Source organism: Gordonia sp. NPDC058843, from assembly GCF_042743165.1.
Taxonomy (GTDB): Bacteria; Actinomycetota; Actinomycetes; order Mycobacteriales; family Mycobacteriaceae; genus Gordonia.
Map to the genome: position 1 here is coordinate 25,184 of NZ_JBHYNC010000016.1, position 20,050 is coordinate 45,233.

The window sequence follows — 20,050 nt, forward strand, 5'->3', positions numbered from 1 at the left end:
ACCAGCAGGCAGCGACACCGGGAGGAACTCGGACCGGAAACACAGCGACGCCCGTCCCGACAATCGTCGGGCGGGCGTCGCAGCGTGGTCTACTTGGCGCGCTTGCCGTAGCGCTTCTCGAACCGGGCAACGCGGCCACCGGTGTCGAGGATCTTCTGCTTGCCCGTGTAGAACGGGTGGCACTGCGAGCAGACCTCGACGTTGATCCGACCGTTGGCAGCGGTGCTGCGGGTCTCGAAGGTGTTGCCGCAGCCGCAGACGACGGTGGTCGTCGCGTACTCGGGGTGGATTCCCTGCTTCATCTGGTGCGTCCCTTTCTGTGGTCGCCGGGTCACCGTCGCTTGTCGACGGTGTGAACCGGAACCGGACTCGACCGATCAGTATGCCACGAGGGCATCACCGGGAAAAATCCCGATCACCGCGGTCGCAGGTGCCTCAACGGCACGCCGTGGGAATCCATTCCCGGCGGATCTCCCGGCGCTCGCCCGCCCCCGACGGATCGTGACCCAGATCGCGCACCTGGTAAGGGTCCCCTAAGTGTAGTACCGTGGCGTCGCCCGCCGGTTCGCTCCGCGGCGCATGCTCCCCTGCACACCGTCCCCGAAGGATCCATCGATGTACGACGCCGCCTCCACCGGCAGCAGCCTCGCAGTCGACACCGCACCGGCCTCCCCCGCTCGGCGCACCGGCAAGACGGTGCGATCGCCGTGGAACCGGCGCAACCCCTACCCGGCGACGATCGTGACGAATGAGCTGCTCTCCGGCCCCGGGTCGGCCAAGGAGGTCCGGCACCTCGAACTCGACCTCGGAGACAGCGGCATCAGCTACGAGCCCGGTGACGGAATCGGTATCGCACCCGCCAACGATCCTGCGCTCGTCGACCTCCTGCTCAACCGCCTCGGTGCGGCCGGTGACGAGATCATCGCCGACCGCAAGGCCACCTACACCTTGCGCGAGGCTTTGACCAGCAGGTATGAGATCTCCGCCCCGTCGAAGTACCTCGTCCGGGCGGTCGCCGACCGCACCGGCCACCCGGAGCTGTCCCGGCTGCTCGATGCCGGAGATGCACCGGCGCTCGACGCATGGCTCCACGGGCTCGACGTCCTCGATCTCCTGGACCTCGACCCGACGTTCACCCCGACCCCCGAGGAACTGCTCGAGGAACTGAGTCCGCTCGCGCATCGGGAGTACTCGATCTCGTCGAGTCCCCGGGTCCACGGCGACACGGTGCACATCACGATGGCCACGGTGCGCTACACCGTCGCCGACCGGGATCGCGGGGGCGTCTGTTCGACGCACCTCGCCGACCGGTGCGCCCCCGGCGACACCGTGCCCGTCTTCATCTCCCCCAACAAGAGGTTCCGCCTGCCCGCCGACGACGTCGCGGCGATCATGATCGGCCCGGGCACGGGCATCGCACCCTTCCGCGCCTTCCTCCATGAGCGGGCCGTCACCGGCGCCGCCGGCAGCAACTGGCTGTTCTTCGGCGATCAGCACCGCGCGCACGACCATCTGTACGCCGAAGAGCTCGATCGCCTCGTCGCCGACGGCGTGCTCGATCGTCTGGACCTCGCCTTCTCCCGCGATCAGGAACACAAGGTCTACGTCCAGGATCGGATGCGCGAACACGGCGCCGAGCTGTTCGCCTGGCTCGAGGCAGGGGCCCACCTGTACGTATGCGGCGACGCCGCGACGATGGCCGACGACGTGGACGCGGCGCTACACGAGATCGTCGCCGAGCGTGGCGATCTCGATGCCGACCAGGCGGTGGCGTACATCGATCGCCTACGGTCGGAGAATCGCTACTCCCGCGACGTCTACTGACATGACAGACTCCGCCGGGGAGCATCCGCCCGCCCGCAGTGATCTCGAGATCTTGTTGCGGACAGCGGGATTCGGAGACTCGTCGGTGAATCACGACGTACCCGCGGTTGCCGCGCGCCTACCCGGACTGTCCCAGGTCGTCGGCGTCACGGTCGCGGGTCCGGTGATCATGAACGCGGTCGGGGTCCACGACGCCCCGACCTCGGTGGGCGGTCCGATCCGGGTCGATTCCCAACGGATTTCGCTGCGGCTCAATCCCTCCCGCCTGTCGTCGGCATTGCTCAGCGACCCCGCCGCCCATGTTCCGCCGACACTGCGGTTGTTCGACCATCGCGGCAACACCGCACACGCCACGTATCTGACCGAGAACTCCGACCGACTGGCGTTCGAGGCCCTGACGTTCGACGGCGCGGCCGCAGTTGACCACGAGCGTCCGGAGCGTACGCCTGCGCCGCGACCGGTGAATCCCTCCGCGGCGCCCGACGACGACCAGGTCGCCCAACTCGATGCCATCCTCACCGACGGGGGCGTTGCCCGCTTGGCAACCCTTCCCGCCCTCGCCTGCCCACGCACCGTCCGCGTGGCGCCCCGCGCGGTGATCGCCGCGCTCGATCACGCCGCGCGGCTGGGGATCACCGTGACGTTCGCCACGGCGGCGCCGGGATGCATGCAGATGCGACAGGATCGTCTGGACGGTGCCCGTGAGCATCGGGGTCAGATGGTGCTGGCGTCCGGCACCACCCGGGTGATGATCAACTTCGACCTCGTCGGCGAGTGCTGGATGACTTGGCCGCACGGGGTGCGGGGCCGAACGGGATCCCTGGAGATCTACAACCGACTAGGCGAGTGCGCGCTGATCCTCACCCAGACCGGGGCGCTCGACCCGGCGATCGCGCAGGCCTGGCATGACCTGGCGACCGACCTCGCCTGACGGACATACGACGCGGCCCCGGCCGCGCTGAACGCGGTCGGGGCCGTCTCGTGCTCGTACGCAGCAGACTCAGTCGTCGTTGCCCGTGCCGCCCGGCGCGCCCTTCTGCACCGACATCAGGAACTCGATGTTCGTCTTGGTCTTCTTGAGCTGGCTGATCAGCAGATCGATGGCCTGCTGGGAGTCGAGACCCGAGAGCAGACGACGCAGCTTGTGCACGATGGAGAATTCCTCCGGCGACAGCAGCAACTCGTCCTTGCGGGTACTCGACAGGTTGACGTCCACCGCCGGGAACACCCGACGCTCGGAGATCTTGCGGTCGAGCTTGAGCTCGGCGTTGCCGGTTCCCTTGAACTCCTCGAAGATCACCGTGTCGCCGGTGGAGCCGGTCTCGACCAGGGCAGACGCGATGATCGTCAGCGATCCGCCGTTCTCGATGTTGCGCGCCGCGCCGAGGAACCGCTTCGGCGGGTACAGAGCGGTCGAATCGACACCGCCGGACAGGATTCGTCCTGACGCGGGCGATGCGTTGTTGTACGCACGACCCAATCGGGTGATCGAGTCCAGCAGCACCACAACGTCTTTGCCACTCTCGACCAGGCGCTTGGCGCGCTCGATCGCGAGCTCGGACACCGAGGTGTGGTCTGACGGCGGACGATCGAAGGTCGACGCGATGACCTCGCCCTTGACCGAACGCTGCATGTCGGTGACCTCCTCGGGACGCTCGTCGACGAGGACGACCATGAGGTGGCATTCCGGATTGTTGGTGGCGATCGCGTTGGCGATGTCCTGCAGGATCGTCGTCTTACCGGCCTTGGGCGGCGACACGATCAGGGCGCGCTGCCCCTTGCCGATCGGCATGATCAGGTCGATGACCCGAGTGTCGAGCCGATCGGGAGTGGTCTCCAGCCGGAGACGCTGATTCGGGTACAGCGGGGTGAGCTTGTTGAACTCGGGACGGCGCTTGGCAGTCTCGACGTCGCCGCCGTTGATGGTGTCCAGGCGCACCAGCGGGTTGAACTTCTGACGCTGGTTCTGCTGGTCGCCCTCGCGTGGCACCTTCACCGCCCCGGTGATCGCATCACCGCGGCGAAGTCCGTTCTTGCGAACGAGGTTCATCGACACATAGACGTCGTTCGGACCGGCGAGGTAGCCCGACGTACGCACGAACGCGTAGTTGTCGAGCACGTCGAGGATGCCTGCGACGGGCTGCAACACGTCGTCGTCGGAGACCTGGGGCTCGTTCGGGGTGTCGCGGTTCTGTCCGCGGCGACGCTCACGGAACCGACGGCCGCGCCGGCGCCCGCCGCCCTCGCCGTCGTCATCGCGGTCCGGGCCCCCATCGCGGTTCTGGTTGTCGCGATTCTGGCCGCCGTCCCGGTTCTGGTTGTCGCGGTTCTGACCGCCGTCGCGGTTCTGCTTGTCGCGATTCTGACCGCCGTCGCGATTCTGGTTGTCGCGATTCTGGTTGTCGCGGTTCTGGTTGCGGTTGCGGCGATTGCGCTGCTCACCACCATCGGACTCGCCCGCGGCATCGCCCGCCCCGTCACGCCCACGGCGTCGGTCACGACCCCCGCCGGTCTCCGCCGAGTCGGTCTCGGAGGCGTTGCCGCCCTTGGGCACTTCCCCGGCCTGGGCGTCGGTCGTCGCCGCATCGGTCGCGGCGGCGCCGCTCCTGGGGTTGCCGGTCTGGGTGTTCGCGTTCTGGGTGTTCGCGTTCTGGGTGTTCGCGGTCTCGGAACCGTCGGCCGTCGCGCTGCCGGCGGAGGACGCCTCGGCCGGCGCGTCTGCTGCGGCGGCCTTCTTTCCCCCGCGTGAGGTGCGCGTCCCGCCCCGGGGGGCGTCGGCCTTCTCGGTCGTGTCCGCACCGGCAGGCGCCGGGGAATCGCCGATGGTCAACTGGTCCTCGGTCGCGATGGTCGACTTCGACGAGCCGGCCCTCGACCGGGCCGGGGCACTCTTCGCGGTGGGGGCGTCGCCGCCCGCCTGACGTTCCTTGATGGCGGCGATCAGATCGCCCTTGCGCATCCCGGAGGTGCCCTTGATGCCGAGTTCACCGGCGACCGTCCGCAGTTCGCTGAGCACCATGCCGGACAGCCCGGTGCGTGCACGTGTCTTGGTGGCCGGTCGTCCCGAGTCGGGGCCGGCCGAACCCGCGGATTCCTGCTCGGCAGGTGCGGTGATCAGGTCCGTATCGGTCACGGAAGTCCTTTCGTTCCTCCCGCAGACAAGAACTGCGTGAGGTCTACGTTTCCCTGCTTGGGTGCGCTAGGGAGTCCGTCCGCGGTGGACGGTGAGAATGTGCGGTCCGCTGCGAGCGTGCTACGAAAACCTGCGCTTCGGCACCGTCGACAGAGATCCATGACCCCGGCCCGGATACACAGCCGGTCATCTCCGATCGGTGAAGGATGAGAAGCGGCAGGACGCGCCTGCGCGGCTAGACCAGAATATGGTAACCCCGTTCGCATGATAGGGGCAACACGCCGAGAGCGCCAAACGAGCGCGCGACGGCCCGTGTACCCGGTGTCGAACGACGCCGGTCAGCCGACGGAGATCTCGACGCCGCCCGCGACGGCGACCGACCGGGCATCGAACCCGAGGCCCTGCGCCAGCTGACGGATGTCGGCCGGTACCGGCGCGGAACCCAGCACGAGGACCGTCGGTCCGGCGCCCGACACCGTCGCCGCATGTCCCCGCGCGCGCAACGCGGTCACGAGGTCACTCGTCGGCGCCATCGCCGAGGCCCGGTACGGCTGGTGCAGGCGGTCCTGCGACGCAGCCATGAGGTTGCGCGGGTCGGCTGTCAGTGCGACGACGGCGAGGGCCGAGCGGCTCAGGTTGAACACGGCGTCGGCGCGCGGTACCGACTCCGGCAGCAGTCCACGGGTGAAGGACGTCGACGACTCGGTGTCGGGGATGAAGACAGTCGCGCAGATGTCGGGGTGCACCGTGAGCCGATGCGCGTGAAACGACGCGACGCCGTCGGCCGATTCGGTCCACGTGACCACGGCCGAGCCGAGCACACTCGCCGCGGCGTTGTCGGGATGACCCTCGAATTCGCTGGACAGCTGCACGAGTTCGTCGTGCGACAGCCCGGGTCCCAGGCCGGCGGCCGAGATCAGGCCCGATGCGGCGGCCAGACCCGACACCGCGGCGGCGGCCGACGAGCCCAGACCGCGCGAGTGCGGGATCTGGTTGACGCAACGCAACTTCAGACCAGGAGCCCGGAGTCCGGCGTGTGCCAGCCCCCGGTTCAGCGCCCGCACGACGAGGTGCGATTCGTCGCGGGGCACGTCGCCGGCGCCCTCACCCTCTACCTCGAGGGTCACGCCGGTCGGCACGGTCTCGACGATCACCTCGTCGTAGATCCCCAGGGCCATACCGAGACAGTCGAATCCGGGCCCGAGGTTCGCACTGGAAGCCGGCACCCGGACCCTCGTCGAGAGTCCGGCCGGCACCGTACCCGCGACACTCGCAGACCCGGTCACATCACCGTCCGCGTCGGATCCGACGACCGGACGGCCGGCCCCGTCAGCCGACACCGAGAGCATTCGCGACCGCCACCGGGTCCACCGGAATGGCCTCGACCGCCGGGATGCCCGCCAGCGCGGTGTCGGGGTCCTTCAGTCCATTGCCGGTGACGGTGCACACCACGGTCGACCCCGGTTCGATCCAGCCGTCGGCACTGGCCGCGAGCAGACCCGCGACGCTGGCGGCCGACGCCGGCTCGACGAAGACGCCTTCTCTGCCGGCGATGAGACGGTAGGCCTCGAGCAGCTTTTCGTCGGTGGCCGCACGGAATTGGCCGTTCGACTCGTCTTTCGCGGCGACGGCCTGGTTCCAGGACGCCGGGGACCCGATGCGGATGGCGGTGGCGATGGTCTCCGGCTCTTTCACCGGCGCACCGTTCACCAGTGGTGCGGCGCCCGCGGCCTGCACCCCGAGCATGCGCGGCACCGACGACGACACACCGTCCGCGTGATACTCGGTGTAGCCCTTCCAGTACGCGGTGATGTTGCCCGCGTTCCCGACCGGCAGCGCGTGGACGTCGGGGGCCCGGCCCAGCACGTCGACGATCTCGAAGGCTGCGGTCTTCTGGCCCTCGATCCGGGCCGGGTTCACCGAGTTCACGAGTTCGATCTCGGTGAACTCGGCGGTCGCCTTGCGCGCGAGTTCGAGACAGTCGTCGAAGTTGCCCTCGACCTGGATGATCTTGGCGCCGTGCATGACCGCCTGCGCGAGCTTGCCCATCGCGATCTTGCCCTGCGGGATCAGCACCGCGCAGGTGATACCGGCCCGGGTGGCGTACGCGGCGGCCGACGCCGAGGTGTTGCCGGTCGAGGCGCACAGGACGGCGGTCTTGCCGTTGTTGACCGCGTTGCTGACGGCCATCGTCATACCGCGGTCCTTGAACGACCCGGTCGGGTTGAGGCCCTCGACCTTCAGGTACACCTCGCAACCGGTCAGCGACGACAGGTGCGGCGCACTGATCAGCGGGGTACCGCCCTCGAGCAGGGTGACGACCTTCCAGTCGTCACCGACGGGCAGCCGCGACCGGTAAGCCTCGATCAGGCCCGGCCACGCGCGGTGCACGGGCGTAGGAGTCGCTTCAGTCATCGGTACCTTCCAATCGCAACACACTCGACACCTTGATGACGGCGTCCATGTCTTCAAGCGCCGCAACACAATCCGATTGCGCACGGTCGGGCGCGCGGTGGGTCACCACGATCAGCCGGGCGTCGTCGCCCGCGCCCTCCTGGCGCACCGCGGCGATGCTCACCGATCGCTTCGTGAACTCGCCCGCCACCTGCGCGAGCACACCCGGCCGGTCCGCCACCCGCATGGAGATGTAGTAGCGGGTGAAGATGTCGTCGATCGGGGCGACGGGCAGCGATGCGTACGTCGACTCGAGCGGTCCACGCCCACCGTGCACGCGATTTCGCGCTGCCATGACCATGTCACCGAGAACTGCCGACGCCGTCGGCGCACCCCCGGCGCCCTGGCCGTAGAACATCAGCCGGCCGGCGTTCTCGGCCTCCACGACGACGGCGTTGAACGCGCCGTTCACCGTCGCCAGCGGATGGGTCAGCGGAATGAGCGCGGGGTACACGCGTGCCGAGATCCGTTGCGAGCCGGAGGCATCGCGGACCCGCTCGCAGATCGAGAGCAGTTTGATCGTGCAGTCGAACTTCTTGGCCGCAGCCAGGTCGGCGGCGGTGACCGACGAGATGCCCTCGCGGTGCACGTCGGCTGCCGTCACCCGGGTGTGGAAGGCGATCGAGGCGAGGATGGCCGCCTTGGCCGCGGCGTCGTAACCCTCGACATCGGCCGTGGGATCGGCTTCGGCGTATCCGAGCCGGCCGGCCTCCGCCAGGGTGTCGGCGTAGTCGGCACCCGTCTCGTCCATTGCGGAGAGGATGAAGTTGGTGGTGCCGTTGACGATTCCGTTGACCCGCTCGACGGTGTCCCCGGCCAGCGACTGCATCAGCGGCCGGATGACCGGGATGGCACCTGCGACCGAGGCCTCGAAGTACAGGTCGACCTTGGCCTCGGCGGCGGCGGTTGCGAGTTCGCCGGTGTACTCGGCGAGCAGCGCCTTGTTGGCGGTGACGACCGACTTGCCGCTCTCGAGCGCGGAACGGATCAGGCCGCGGGCCGGGTCGATGCCACCCATCAGCTCGACGACGATGTCGACGTCGTCGCGGGCGACGAGGGATGCCGGATCGTCGGTCAGCAGATCCTGCGCGACCTTGCGCGTACGCCCCAGGTCTCGCACCGCGACCCCACGGATCTCCACCGGCGCTCCGACCCGCGCACGGAGATCGGCGGCGTTGTCGGTGATGATGCGCACCACCTCGGCGCCGACGTTACCCATGCCGAGTACCGCGACACCGATGGTGCGCGGGTCCGCCTCGGTTGCGCTGCTTGGGTTCTCCACTGGTCCGGTCACAGGCCCACCTCCAGGCTGAGGAAGTCGTCGATGGTCTCCCGGCGCAGCAGCAACCGAGCGTTCCCGTCGGCTACCGCCACCACGGGCGGTCTCATGGTCATGTTGTACCGGCTCGACATCGAGTAGCAGTAGGCGCCGGTCGCCGCCACCGCGATCAGGTCACCGGGTCCGAGATCCTCGGGCAGCCAGCAGTCCTTGATCACGATGTCGCCGCTCTCGCAGTGCTTTCCGACGACGCGGCAGACCACAGCCCGCGCCTGCGACACCCGGGACACGAGCCGAACGTCGTATTCGGCGTCGTAGAGGACGGTACGGATGTTGTCGCTCATCCCGCCGTCGACCGAGACATAGCGTCGCACGGCCCCGCCACCGAGTGCCACGTCCTTCACCGTCCCGACGCGATACAGCGTGACCGTACCGGGGCCGGCGATCGCGCGGCCGGGTTCGACGGCGATGATCGGCATCGGCAGTCCGACGGCCGCCGACTCCCGTTCGACGATCGCGGCCAGCGTCTCGGCAACCTTCTCCACCGGCAGTGGGCGCTCCTCGGGGAGATACGAGATCCCCAGTCCCCCACCGAGATCCACGATCGACATCTGGGAGGTCTTCTCGACGCCGAACTCGCCCACGACGTCGCGGAGGAGTCCCAGCACCCGATGGGCGGCGAGTTCGAAACCATCCATGTCGAAGATCTGCGACCCGATGTGACTGTGCAGGCCGACGAGGCGCAGGTTGTCGGTGGCGAAGACCCGCCGGATGGCCTCCATCGCGACTCCGCCGGCGAGCGAGAACCCGAACTTCTGGTCCTCGTGCGCGGTCGAGATGAACTCGTGCGTGTGCGCCTCGACACCGACGGTCACGCGCACCAGCACATCGGCGACGACACCGCGTTCGCGGGCGACGGTGTCGAGCCGTTCGATCTCGATCAACGAGTCGAGGACCACATGCCCGATCCCGGCATCGACAGCGGCGCGCAACTCGTCGACGCTCTTGTTGTTGCCGTGCAACGCGATCCGCTCCGGCGGGAAGCCGGCGCGCAGGGCGATGGCGAGTTCGCCGCCGCTGCAGACGTCGAGGGAGAGGCCCTCGTCCTCGACCCAGCGCGCGATCTCGGTGCACAGGAAGGCCTTCGACGCGTAGTGCACTCGTCCGTACGGACCGAACGCGGCCATCATGTCCCGGCACCGCGAGCGGAAGTCGGCCTCATCGACGACAAAGGCGGGTGTCCCGAACTCCGCGGCGAGTTCACTCACCGGCACGCCGGCGAGCCGCAGCTCACCCGAGTCGTCGCGGGATGCGTTGCGCGGCCACACCTGCGCGGGGATCGCCGCGAGCACGGCGGGGTCGTTCGGGCGCTCGGCGAGGTGCGGCGCGGCGAGCAACTCGGCGTGCCGGGGGCCGGCCGGGTGGGCGTTCACATCTGCTCCGGTGCGGTGACGCCGACCAGGCGCAGGCCGTTGGCCAGAACCTGACGGGTGGCCTCGCACAAGGCGAGCCGGGCTCGGTGGATGTCCGCCGGTTCCTCGTCGCCCTGCGGCAGGACGCGGCACTTGGCGTAGAAGCGGTGGTAGGTACCGGCCAGGACCTCGAGGTAGCGACACACCCGGTGAGGCTCGCGCAGGGTGGCCGCGGTCGCGACCACATCGTCGAAATCACCGATGGTGCGGATCAATTCACCCTCGGCGGCATCGTCGAGAAGGTCGAGATGATCCAGCGATGACACGACGCCGAGATCGGCCGCGTTGCGGGCCAGCGCCGACATCCGGGCGTGGGCGTACTGCACGTAGTACACCGGGTTGTCGTTCGACTGCTTCGTCAGCAGGTCGAGATCGATGTCGATGTTGACGTCGACCGACGAGCGGATGAGGGAGTAGCGCGCGCCGTCGACGCCCACGGCGTCGACGAGGTCGTCGAGGGTGATGACCGTGCCCGCACGCTTGCTCATGCGCACCGGTTTGCCGTCGCGGACGAGGTTGACCATCTGGCCGATCAGCACCTCGACGGTGGCCGGGTCGTCGCCCAGCGCCGCGGCGGCCGCCTTGAGCCGGCTGATGTACCCGTGATGATCGGCGCCGAGCATGTAGATGCAGAGATTGAACCCGCGGTTGCGCTTGTCCCGGTAGTAGGCGATGTCGCCCGCGATGTAGGCCGCGTTGCCGTCGCTCTTGAGGACGACGCGGTCCTTGTCGTCACCGAACTCGGTGGACCGCAGCCACCATGCGCCGTCCTTCTCGTAGAGATTGCCGTTGGCCTTGAGCTCGCCGATGCACTCGTCGACCAGCCCGGTGGCGAACATCTTGTCCTCGTGGGTGAAGACGTCGAAGTCGGTGCCGAAGTCGTGCAGGCTCTGCTTGATGTGGGTGAACATCAGGTCCACCCCGACCGAGCGGAACGTCTCGAGTCGGTCGGCCTCGGGCTGCGACAGCACGTCGGGGACCGTTTCCACGACCTTCGCCGCGATGTCGGCGATGTAGTCACCCGCGTACCCGTCTTCGGGGGTCGGGTCACCCAGTGCGGCCGCCTCCAGGGACCGGGCGAACCGGTCGATCTGGGCGCCGTGGTCATTGAAGTAGTACTCCCGCGTGACCGCTCCGCCACGGGCTGCGAGCACTCGTCCGAGGGCATCGCCGACGGCGGCCCAGCGCGTACCACCGAGGTGAATCGGTCCGGTCGGGTTGGCCGAGACGAATTCGAGGTTGATGATCGAGCCCGCGAGTTCGTCGCCCCGCCCGTAGGACTCGCCCTGCTCGAGGACGGCAGCGACGACGGTGTTCTGTGCGGCGGCGCCGAGCCAGACGTTGACGAAGCCGGGGCCGGCGATCTCGGACTTCGCGATGCCGTCGGTCGCCGCGAACGCCTCCGCGAGCCAGCCTGCGAGTTCCCGCGGATTCACGCCGAGTCGTTTGCCCATCTGCAGGGCGACGTTGGTGGAATAATCGCCGTGGTCAGCGTGACGGGGGCGCTCGACGACGATGGAGTCGGGCACCAGGTTCTCGTCCAGTCCGCGGTCACGGACCACGGTCAGGGTCACGGCGCGCAGCAGCGCGGCCAGGTCGGCGGGAGTCACAGGACACCATCCTATTGGCCGCGGCCGCAACACCGACAATCGCACCCCGCTCGACCGGCCGGGCCCACCAGTACACTCGTGGGCGCCGTGCGCGCGCCGGGCCATTCCGCCCGCCCGCCCGCCCGGCGTCCGCAGTCGGATGAGGAAAGAAGTCAATGGCGCGCAAACCAGGGGCGAACGTCCCCAAGTCCCGCAAACGAGCCGGATCCGTTCCCACGGCGACGGGACGGCAGGTCGACTGGATGCTGATCGGCGCCGTCGTGGTGGTCATCGGTCTCATCGCGGGTCTCGCGATCTATCTCGTCCCCAAGTTCAACGAGCAGCGCGCCGAACAACGCGACGACGTCGCCGTCGAGACGGTGTCCGAGTTCGTGCCCTCACCGCAGAATCCGGACCCGGCGGCCGACATCCCCGGCGTCACCAAGCAGTACTACGAGGCCGCCCGCCACGTCACCGCCAACCAGCGCGTCGCCTATGACCAGTCGCCGCCGTTCGGCGGTCCCCATGACGAGATCTGGGCGACCTGTACCGGCGTCGTCTACCCCAATCCGCTGCGCTCGGAGAACGCCGTACACGCGCTCGAACACGGTGCGGTGTGGATCACCTACAACCCCGACACGGTCTCGCCCGACGACCTCGACTACCTCAAGCGGCTCGTCCGCGGTGAGCAGTACCTGTTCCTGTCGCCCTATCCCGGACTCGACAAGCCGGTGTCGCTGCAGAGCTGGGGACACCAGCTCAAGCTGGACTCCGCCGGCGATCCGCGACTCAACCAGTTCATCACCGCGTTGCGCCGCAACATGATGCCCGGTGTGTACCCGGAGAATCCGCAGACCGCCGCGTACCCGGAGACCCAGGCCACCTGTACCGCCATCCCCGGTTTCGATCCGTCGAATCCCCCGCCGGCCGACCAGGGCGAGCCCGGTCCCGACGCGGTCCCGATGGACGGTGGCAGCGGCAACCCGACGCCCGCGGGCTGACACGGTTCGCCTCCGACCAGCAGGCCAGGCAACCGATCGGGCCGGACCCGACGAGACGACGAGGACCCAGCGATGACCGACAGCAGCGATCGGCCCGACTCCGCGGACGAGCCAACGACTCCCGGGTCTCCCGGGTCTCCCGATGACACTGTCGAGCCGTCGACTCGACCCCGGCTGCTTCTCGCGCTGGGTGGCGCCGCCCTGCTGCTCTTCGGTGTCGGCCTCGGCCTGCTCATCCAGGCCAGCCTCGCCGACGACGCCACCGGCGAGGCGTCGCCCGCACCGAACTCGGCGGCCGTCGGCTTCGCCCAGGACATGACCCGCCACCACGAGCAGGGTGTCGAGCTCGCGGCCATCGAACTCGAACACGGCACCGACCCCGAGGTGCGGAGCATGGCCTTCGACATCCTCACCGCCCAGAGCAACGAGATCGGCCAGATGCAGTCCTGGCTGACACGTTGGGGTCAGCCCGTCACCAATCCCGGCCCGACCATGGCGTGGATGGGTCACGGGGGCTCGGACACCGGGCACGACCACTCCGATCCCGCGGATCACACCGACGGCAGTCATGACCACGGCAGCACGGACCACGGCAGTATGGACCACGGGGACGGTGATCACGGCAGCACGGACCACGGCGACATGTCGATGCCGCCGTCCGGTGCGCCTGCCCCTGACGCGGACGCATCCGACGCCGAGCAACCGGCGATGCCGGGGATGGCGACGTCGACCGAGATGGAGCAGTTCCGCGCGATGCGGGGGCCCGAGGTCGACATCCGGTTCCTGCAGTTGATGCTGCGCCACCACGAGGGCGGTCTGCACATGATGGAGTACGCCGCCGACCCGGCCAACGTCGAGCAGCCCTACGTCCGCGACCTGGCCGCGAGCATGAAGCGGACCCAGGACAAGGAGATCTCCATCATCACCCAGATGCTGGCACTACGTGGTGCACAACCGCTTCCGATGAACTGAGCCGCCCGGAGAATGCTCTCGTCACGACTCGCCGACGCCGTCGACGCGCTACCGCTGAGACCCGGTCTGCGAGTGCTCGAGATCGGTTGCGGCCCCGGGGCGGCCGCACGCGAGGTGGCACGTCGCCTCGGCCCGAGGGGGTTCGTGCTGGGTATCGACCGGTCGCCGCGAGCCGTGAGCGCCGCTCGTCGTGCCGCAGCGGCCGACGGTCTGGGTCCGGACCGGCTCGAGATCGACTGCAGCGCGGTCGAGGACTTCGTACTCGACGCCCGGCCCCCGTTCGATGTGGCGTTCGCGCTACGGGTCGGCGCCCTCGACGGGCGACACCCCGCGCTCTACGACGCGGCTGTGCGGGCGGTGGCCGGGGCGCTGCGACCGGACGGGGTGTTGTTCGTCGACGGCGGTGACCCATTGCGACGCATCGAGATACCGACAGCCGGCTGAGACCCGGCCGGTTCAGTCATGCGCGAGAGCTCGGCGGACCGCGTCGCACTGCCGGGCGAAGAAGTCCTGTGCGATCGATGTTCTCGGCGCGACCAGATCGAAGCCGTGAAATGCGCCGGGCACCTCGTCGATTCGGCACTCGACGCCCGCCGCGCGAAGCCGTTCGGCGAAGTCGCGGTCCTCCGCGGCGAACAGGTCGAGGGTGCCGACCCCGATCCACGCGGACGGCAACCCGGCGAGGTCGGTACGGCGCGCTGGGACCGCCTCCTGCCTGTCCGCGTCACCGAGGTAGCTGGTCCACCCGAAGACGTTGGCCGAGGCGTTCCAGAGCCGGTGGTGCGGATCGGGCGCGCGTGTGCGGTCGTCGAGCATCGGGTAGGTCAACAGTTGCAACCGCAGATCCACCCCGGCATCACGTGCCCGAAAAGCCAGTGCGGCGGCCAGTCCCCCGCCGGCGCTGTTACCCCCGATCGCAAGTCGCGTCGTGTCGATGTCGGGCTGGTCGACCATCCAACGCAGTGCATCGAAGCAGTCGTCGATCGCCGCTGGATACGGATGCTCCGGGGCCAACCGGTAGTCGACGGACACCACCTCGATGCCGACGCGCTCGGACATCCTCCGGGCCCAGTGATCATCCTGCGCGGCGCTCCCGAGGACATACCCACCGCCATGGATCCACAGGAGCCCGGGCAGGCGTCCCGAGGAGTGGGCGGGCCGGAACACGCGGACCTCGACGCCGTTCGGAGTGGTCGCGGTGGTGACGGGCGCCCGGCCGTTGCGAATGCGGGAGATCCGCCGGGCCACGGGGAGCGTCCGGGGCGACACGAGCTGCGCCGGCGCGATCAGGGCGATCGTGCGCAGGTCCGGTGCAAAGTCGTCGCGTTGTCTCCATCGGTTCAGCACAGGATGAAGACTATTGGCACGACACCACCCGTGCGTGGAGATTGTGGCGATTCCGATGAGACTGTGGCAGGCTCTGCCCCAGCGTCGCGTGCCGGTGGCGGACCGCGTCAGGCATGGAGGCGCCGGGACGAAAGTTTCGTCATGCCAGTCAGTTTCAATCACATCATCATCGGTGCTCACGATCCACAGGGATCCGCCGACTTCTACCTCGAGGTTCTCGGCGCGCGGCCGGCCCCCGGTTGGGGCCCGTTCGTCAACATCCTCCTCGACGACGACACGCTGTTGCAGTTCGCACCGGCACCGGTCGCCGAACCGATTCACATGGCGTTCCTCATGGACGCCGCCGACTTCGATCGCGGGTATGACGCGCTGCGTCGTCGGGGCGTCGACCACTGGGCCGATCCGCAGATGCGTCGCCCCGGCGAGATCTCGACCGAGGAGGGCCGACGGGTGTACTTCAAGGACCCGTCGGGTCAGTTGCTGGAGATGCTCACCGAGCCGTACGTGTAGGGCCGGGACGTCCACAACTGCTGCCACGAGCGCCACCTGAGGCAAAAAGCGCCGGTTGTAACCGACGCTTCTGATACCACGTGGCGCTTCTGTGGCACTGGTGCCCCCGGCAGGATTCGAACCTGCGGCCTTCTGCTCCGGAGGCAGACGCTCTATCCCCTGAGCTACGGGGGCTCATCGGGCGGGACTCAGCCTAGCGCACTGTTCTCCGACAAGCCCAATCGGGCAGCTCATGAGATGCCGAGCGGACTCTGGACGCGCACCGACGACCCGTGCTCGCCACGCAGAACGTGCAATTGGGCCGGGATTCGCGCCCGCAGTTCGTCGACGTGGCTCACGACGCCGACGACACGCCCACCCGTCCGCAGGTCGTCGAGGACGCCCATGACGAGGTCGAGCGCCTCGGGATCGAGCGTGCCGAATCCCTCGTCGATGAAGATGGTGTCGAGCACCCGTCCGCCGGACTCCGCGGAGACGACGTCGGCGAGCCCGAGTGCGAGCGCCAACGAGGCGAAGAACGTCTCGCCGCCAGACAGCGTCGTCGTCGGGCGCAGCGCGCCGGTGTACTCATCGCGCACCTCGATCCCCAGGCCGCCGCGCCGGCCCCGGACACCCGCCGCATCGGTGTGGACGAACTCGTAACGGCCCGAGGACATCTCGCGAAGCCGACCGGAGGCGGCGACGAGCACCTCGTCGAGGCGCGCGGCCAGCACATACGAGCGCAACGACATCCGACGGGAATTCTGCCCGCGCCCGCTGACCAGTTCGGCCAGCCCCTGGAGTTCGGCGTGGCGTGCCTGCATCGGCGCCAGTGCGTCGAGGGCGGCCCAGAACTGGGTGACGTAGTCCTCCAGACCTGCCATCTGCCGACCGGCCACGGCGTGCTGCTTCGCGGCGGCGTCGCGGCGTCGGCCGGTGGCATCCCGCTCGGCGGTGAGGTGTTCGAGATCCGGCTCGGGGGCCGACATCGCAGCGCGTACGTCCTCGTCGGCGAGGGTCTCCTCCGCTGCGGCCCGCAGACTCGCGGCCTCCTGCAGCATCGAGTCCCACGCCGCGATCCGAGTATCCGGTGCGAACGCCGCGCGCACCGCGGCGAGGTCGGCGAATCCGGCGTCGGCGCATGCCGAGGACAGCCGGTCCGTGGCCTCGATGACGCGGTCCCGCGCACGCGCGGCCGCCTGGCGGGCGTCGCGAAAACGGCGTGTGCGACGGATCAAGTCGGCCAGTTCGCGACGACGCTCGGCGACGCCGCCCCGCCCGCCGGTCGCCTCCCGGACCGCAGCGTCGAGCTCGATGACGTTCTGTCGCAACGAGTTCACGCGTTCCCGGCGGGCGGCCTGCGCCGACTCGGTGTCGGCGATGGTGGAGCGCCACGCGTCGAGCTCGGCGTCGATCCGATCGACGGCCGTCTGCAGCGAAGGCAGTCGGGACGCGGCCCGCTCCGCGGCCGCGAGTTCGGCGCTCACACGGGCGAGGTCGGCATCGACGGTGTCGGGGTCGGCGCCACCGATGACGGCGTCGAGATGCGTGCGGCGCTCGGTCAAAGCCGCCACCGCGGACTGGGCGATGGCCTTGATCGCGCTCGCACGCTCCTCGGCCGCAGCTGCCTCCGCCTCGTCCGCGGCGACGCCCTCGGCCGGTGCGTCGCTGTCCTCGACTGCCGGTCGCGGATGCTCGGCCGACCCACACACGACGCACGGCTCACCGTCGACGAGCTCGCCCGCCAGTTCCACCGCCATCCCGGCGAGGCGACGTTCGCGCGCGTCGAGCACTCGCTCGCGCGCAGCGGCGTGCGCATCCCGGGCGTCGAGCAGGTCCCTCTCGGCCGCCGCGAACCGGACGAGAACCTCGTCCCGGTCGGTCACGGCGTCGCGCACACGACGCAGTTCGTCACGCTCGGCCCGCAACCTGGGGGCCTGCATGCGCAGGTCTCCCGCCGCCTGGAGCGCGGCGACGGCCTCGGCACGTCGGCCCGGCGCCGCATCGAGCGACGCACGCGTCTGCGCGACGCGACGCTCGGCGTCGGCGATCGTCGCATCGAGTCCGTCGATCTCGGTGATGAGCGCCGGTCGCTGTGCGGCGCGCTCCGCCAGCGGTTCCCACCGCCCCGACTCCTCGGTCCAGCGGTCGATCGCCGCATCCAGGCGCGCGTCGAGGTCCTCGTCCGTTGCGGCGGCGCACAGTGCCCCACCCTCCGGCAGCTCGCCCAGTTCCGCTCGCGCACGGGCCTCCGCCTGCTCCGCGGCCGCGAGCTCGCCGGCCACCCGATCGGAATCATCGGCGAGCGGCACGATCGGAGCCGCCCGCAGCGCGAGCCGGCGCGCGTCCGCCGCGCCCGTCAACTCCGCCTCACCGGCGGCCAGCCGGGCCAGACGGCCGGCGGCCTGACTGCCCCGCCGCCGCAGCTCGGCGACCCGGCGCCCGCTCTCGTACGCGGCCTGTGCCTGATCCGCGGCTGCCTGCGCCGCACCCGACTCGAGCAGGGCGCGCTCCGCGACCGCCCGCGCACGGTCGAGACATTCTCGCGCCCAGTCGAAGTCGGGTTCAGCGGTCGGTTCGGCGCCGCCGACCGCCACGATCTGACCGGCGACCCGGTCGAGCACCGCGGTCTGTTCGGTCAGTCTGGCGGCACTTTCCCGGGCCCGATCGCGCAGCCACTCCTCGAGATCGCCGAAGCGCTCGGTGTCGAACAGCCTCTCCAGCAATGCCTCCCGCTCGTCGGAATGCGCACGCAGAAACCGGGCGAAGTCGCCCTGCGGCAACAGGACCACCTGGAAGAACTGATCGGCACTCATACCGAGCAGCCGGACCACGGCGTCGCCGATCTCGGGGATACGGGTCAGGTCGGGTCCCGACCCGTCGACCCACATCAGCGTCGCCCGGGCATTCACCTTGCGGGTGCCGTCGCCACGCTTCTTGGGTCGCTCGTGCTCCGGGGACCGCGTGATCCGGAGTCGACGAGAAGCGATGGTGGCCTCGAGCTCGACCTCCGGGATCTCTTCGGACGCAGAGTGATCCGAGTGCAGACGCCGATTGGTGTCGCGCACGCCCGGCACCCGCCCGAACAGCGCGAACGCGACTGCGTCGAGGATCGTCGTCTTACCCGCGCCGGTCTGCCCGTGCAACAGGAACAACCCGTCGCCGCCGAGGTCGTCGAAATCGACGGTGATCTCCTCGGCGAACGGACCGAACGCGCGGACCCGCAGGCGGTGCAGCCTCACGCCGACTCCGCGACGATCGTCTCGAGGTCGAACAGGGTCAGTTCGGCGGCGTCGGATTCGGGCTCGCCGACCACCGTGCGGAGCGCGCGCTCGAGGAGAACCCGCTCCCCCTTCGTCGGCTCGTCGCGCACGTCGGAGATGAACGAGGCGACGATCTCGGCGTCGGTCCGCCCCCGCACACGGGACCGGTAGTCGACCCCGGAGCCGGAATGCGGACGCTCCCACTGCACATGGACCGCGTACGGGAAGCGCTCGCGCAGGCGACGCATCGCATCGGTGGGGCGGACCGGGTCGGTGAGCGTCACCTCGACGTAGTGGTCCTGCGCCGCCTCGTACTGCTCATCGGTCAGCAGATCGCCGAGAATGCCGGTGAGGGAGCTCAACTCACGAACGACGGGCAGCTCGTGCGCACGGACCTCCGCGACACCGTCGGCGTCGAGATCGATCACCAGCGCCGCCTTGCGATGCGTCCGCTCGCCGAAGGAATACGGCAGCAGCGAACCGCTGTAGCGGACGGTGTCGGTGACCCGCTGCGGCGAGTGCAGGTGCCCCAGGGCGACATAGTCGGCTCCCGAGAACGTCTCGGCGGGAACGGTTTCGACACCGCCGACACTGATCGAGCGTTCCGACCCGGACGCCGCCGCACCGCTGACGAAGGCGTGCGCCACGACGACCGACCGGACCCGGCGCGCGGCGAGGTCGGCGCGGACCCGCGACATCGCGGCGTCGAGTACGGCGGTGTGCCCGCCGACCGACTCCACGCCGAGGTGGCGTCGTGCGGTGTCGGGTTCGAGATACGGGATGCCGTAGAACGCGACGTCTCCGTGGGTGTCGGAGAGGACGACCGGCCGGTCGATGTCGGCGATCGAGGTCCGCAGGTGCAGTCCGCCGGCTGCGGCGAACCCCGAGCCGGCACCGAGACGGGTGGGCGAATCGTGATTACCCGAGGTGACGACGATCTGCGCTCCCGCAGCGGCGATCTCGGCCAGGCCTTCGTCGTACACCCGGACCGCGTCCGCGGACGGGACCGACCGATCGTAGACGTCACCGGCGACGATCACGACGTCGGCGGATTCCGCGGTCACCAGGGCGGCCAGATGCGACAGCGCACGGCGCTGGTCCGCGAGCAACTCGACCCCGTGGAACGTCCGGCCCAGGTGCCAGTCGGAGGTGTGCACGATCCGCATGGGCGCAACCTTACGGTCGGGTCCCGACAGATCGTGGGACGCGCGCTCGCCGGCACCCGCG

The 20,050-nt window shown here is 69.3% G+C and carries 16 protein-coding genes and 1 tRNA gene; 6 read left to right on the top strand and 11 right to left on the bottom strand.

Annotated features, from left to right (window positions below):
* Nucleotides 1–89 precede the first annotated feature (89 nt).
* Entirely contained in the window at nt 90–302 is a 213-nt protein-coding gene (rpmE, locus tag ACFW3F_RS12905; protein WP_010842972.1) for a 50S ribosomal protein L31, read from the bottom strand.
* Nucleotides 303–615: 313 nt separating this feature from the next.
* Between rpmE and ACFW3F_RS12910 the strand changes: the two genes are divergently transcribed.
* Nucleotides 616–1,824, top strand: coding sequence for a sulfite reductase subunit alpha (locus ACFW3F_RS12910; protein WP_388057861.1), 1,209 nt, complete (start codon nt 616–618; stop codon nt 1,822–1,824).
* 1 nt (nt 1,825) lies between these two features.
* Nucleotides 1,826–2,755, top strand: a complete 930-nt coding sequence (locus ACFW3F_RS12915; protein ID WP_388057863.1) for a heme transporter — start codon at nt 1,826–1,828, stop codon at nt 2,753–2,755.
* A gap of 69 nt (nt 2,756–2,824) precedes the next feature.
* Here ACFW3F_RS12915 and rho read toward each other — a convergent pair whose 3' ends face one another.
* The 6 genes from rho to argS all read right to left on the bottom strand — a co-directional run bounded on the left by rho (nt 2,825) and on the right by argS (nt 11,772).
* The gene (gene rho, locus ACFW3F_RS12920) at nt 2,825–4,957 is read right to left on the bottom strand and encodes a transcription termination factor Rho (protein WP_388057864.1); all 2,133 of its coding nucleotides are present in this window, start codon (nt 4,955–4,957) and stop codon (nt 2,825–2,827) included.
* Between the two features lie 338 nt (nt 4,958–5,295).
* Entirely contained in the window at nt 5,296–6,306 is a 1,011-nt protein-coding gene (gene thrB, locus ACFW3F_RS12925; protein ID WP_388057866.1) for a homoserine kinase, read from the bottom strand.
* A complete protein-coding gene (thrC, locus tag ACFW3F_RS12930; RefSeq protein ID WP_388057868.1) occupies nt 6,287–7,372 on the bottom strand; it encodes a threonine synthase in 1,086 nt (361 codons plus the stop codon). Before thrC ends, thrB begins: the two co-directional genes overlap by 20 nt.
* Nucleotides 7,365–8,705 carry a homoserine dehydrogenase gene (locus tag ACFW3F_RS12935; protein WP_388057870.1) on the bottom strand — a complete coding sequence of 447 codons (1,341 nt, stop codon included), beginning with the start codon at nt 8,703–8,705 and terminating at the stop codon, nt 7,365–7,367. The genes thrC and ACFW3F_RS12935 overlap by 8 nt, the downstream gene beginning before the upstream one ends.
* The gene (gene lysA, locus ACFW3F_RS12940; protein WP_388057872.1) at nt 8,702–10,123 is read right to left on the bottom strand and encodes a diaminopimelate decarboxylase; all 1,422 of its coding nucleotides are present in this window, start codon (nt 10,121–10,123) and stop codon (nt 8,702–8,704) included. Before lysA ends, ACFW3F_RS12935 begins: the two co-directional genes overlap by 4 nt.
* A complete protein-coding gene (argS, locus tag ACFW3F_RS12945) occupies nt 10,120–11,772 on the bottom strand; it encodes an arginine--tRNA ligase (RefSeq protein ID WP_388057874.1) in 1,653 nt (550 codons plus the stop codon). The genes lysA and argS overlap by 4 nt, the downstream gene beginning before the upstream one ends.
* Before the next feature lie 155 nt (nt 11,773–11,927).
* Here argS and ACFW3F_RS12950 point away from each other — a divergent pair, with 155 nt between their 5' ends.
* From ACFW3F_RS12950 to ACFW3F_RS12960, 3 genes are all read left to right on the top strand, one after another.
* A complete protein-coding gene (locus ACFW3F_RS12950; protein ID WP_388057876.1) occupies nt 11,928–12,752 on the top strand; it encodes a DUF3105 domain-containing protein in 825 nt (274 codons plus the stop codon).
* Nucleotides 12,753–12,824: 72 nt separating this feature from the next.
* Complete coding sequence (locus tag ACFW3F_RS12955) at nt 12,825–13,724, top strand: DUF305 domain-containing protein (protein ID WP_388057878.1); 900 nt, start codon at nt 12,825–12,827, stop codon at nt 13,722–13,724.
* Between the two features lie 12 nt (nt 13,725–13,736).
* On the top strand, nt 13,737–14,168 hold the full coding sequence (locus ACFW3F_RS12960; RefSeq protein ID WP_388057880.1) for an SAM-dependent methyltransferase: 432 nt from the start codon (nt 13,737–13,739) through the stop codon (nt 14,166–14,168).
* Between the two features lie 12 nt (nt 14,169–14,180).
* On the opposite strand, the gene ACFW3F_RS12965 is transcribed toward ACFW3F_RS12960, so the two are convergent.
* On the bottom strand, nt 14,181–15,071 hold the full coding sequence (locus ACFW3F_RS12965; RefSeq protein ID WP_388057882.1) for an alpha/beta hydrolase: 891 nt from the start codon (nt 15,069–15,071) through the stop codon (nt 14,181–14,183).
* A 141-nt stretch (nt 15,072–15,212) separates the two neighbouring features.
* On the opposite strand from ACFW3F_RS12965, the gene ACFW3F_RS12970 reads away from it, so the two are divergent.
* A complete protein-coding gene (locus tag ACFW3F_RS12970; protein ID WP_388057884.1) occupies nt 15,213–15,581 on the top strand; it encodes a VOC family protein in 369 nt (122 codons plus the stop codon).
* Between the two features lie 98 nt (nt 15,582–15,679).
* Here ACFW3F_RS12970 and ACFW3F_RS12975 read toward each other — a convergent pair.
* The 3 genes from ACFW3F_RS12975 to ACFW3F_RS12985 form a co-directional block, all read right to left on the bottom strand.
* Nucleotides 15,680–15,755: transfer RNA gene (locus tag ACFW3F_RS12975), tRNA-Arg, on the bottom strand.
* A 56-nt stretch (nt 15,756–15,811) separates the two neighbouring features.
* Complete coding sequence (locus ACFW3F_RS12980; RefSeq protein ID WP_388057886.1) at nt 15,812–18,802, bottom strand: AAA family ATPase; 2,991 nt, start codon at nt 18,800–18,802, stop codon at nt 15,812–15,814.
* Nucleotides 18,799–19,989 carry an exonuclease SbcCD subunit D gene (locus tag ACFW3F_RS12985; protein WP_388057888.1) on the bottom strand — a complete coding sequence of 397 codons (1,191 nt, stop codon included), beginning with the start codon at nt 19,987–19,989 and terminating at the stop codon, nt 18,799–18,801. Before ACFW3F_RS12985 ends, ACFW3F_RS12980 begins: the two co-directional genes overlap by 4 nt.
* Nucleotides 19,990–20,050: the final 61 nt, after the last annotated feature.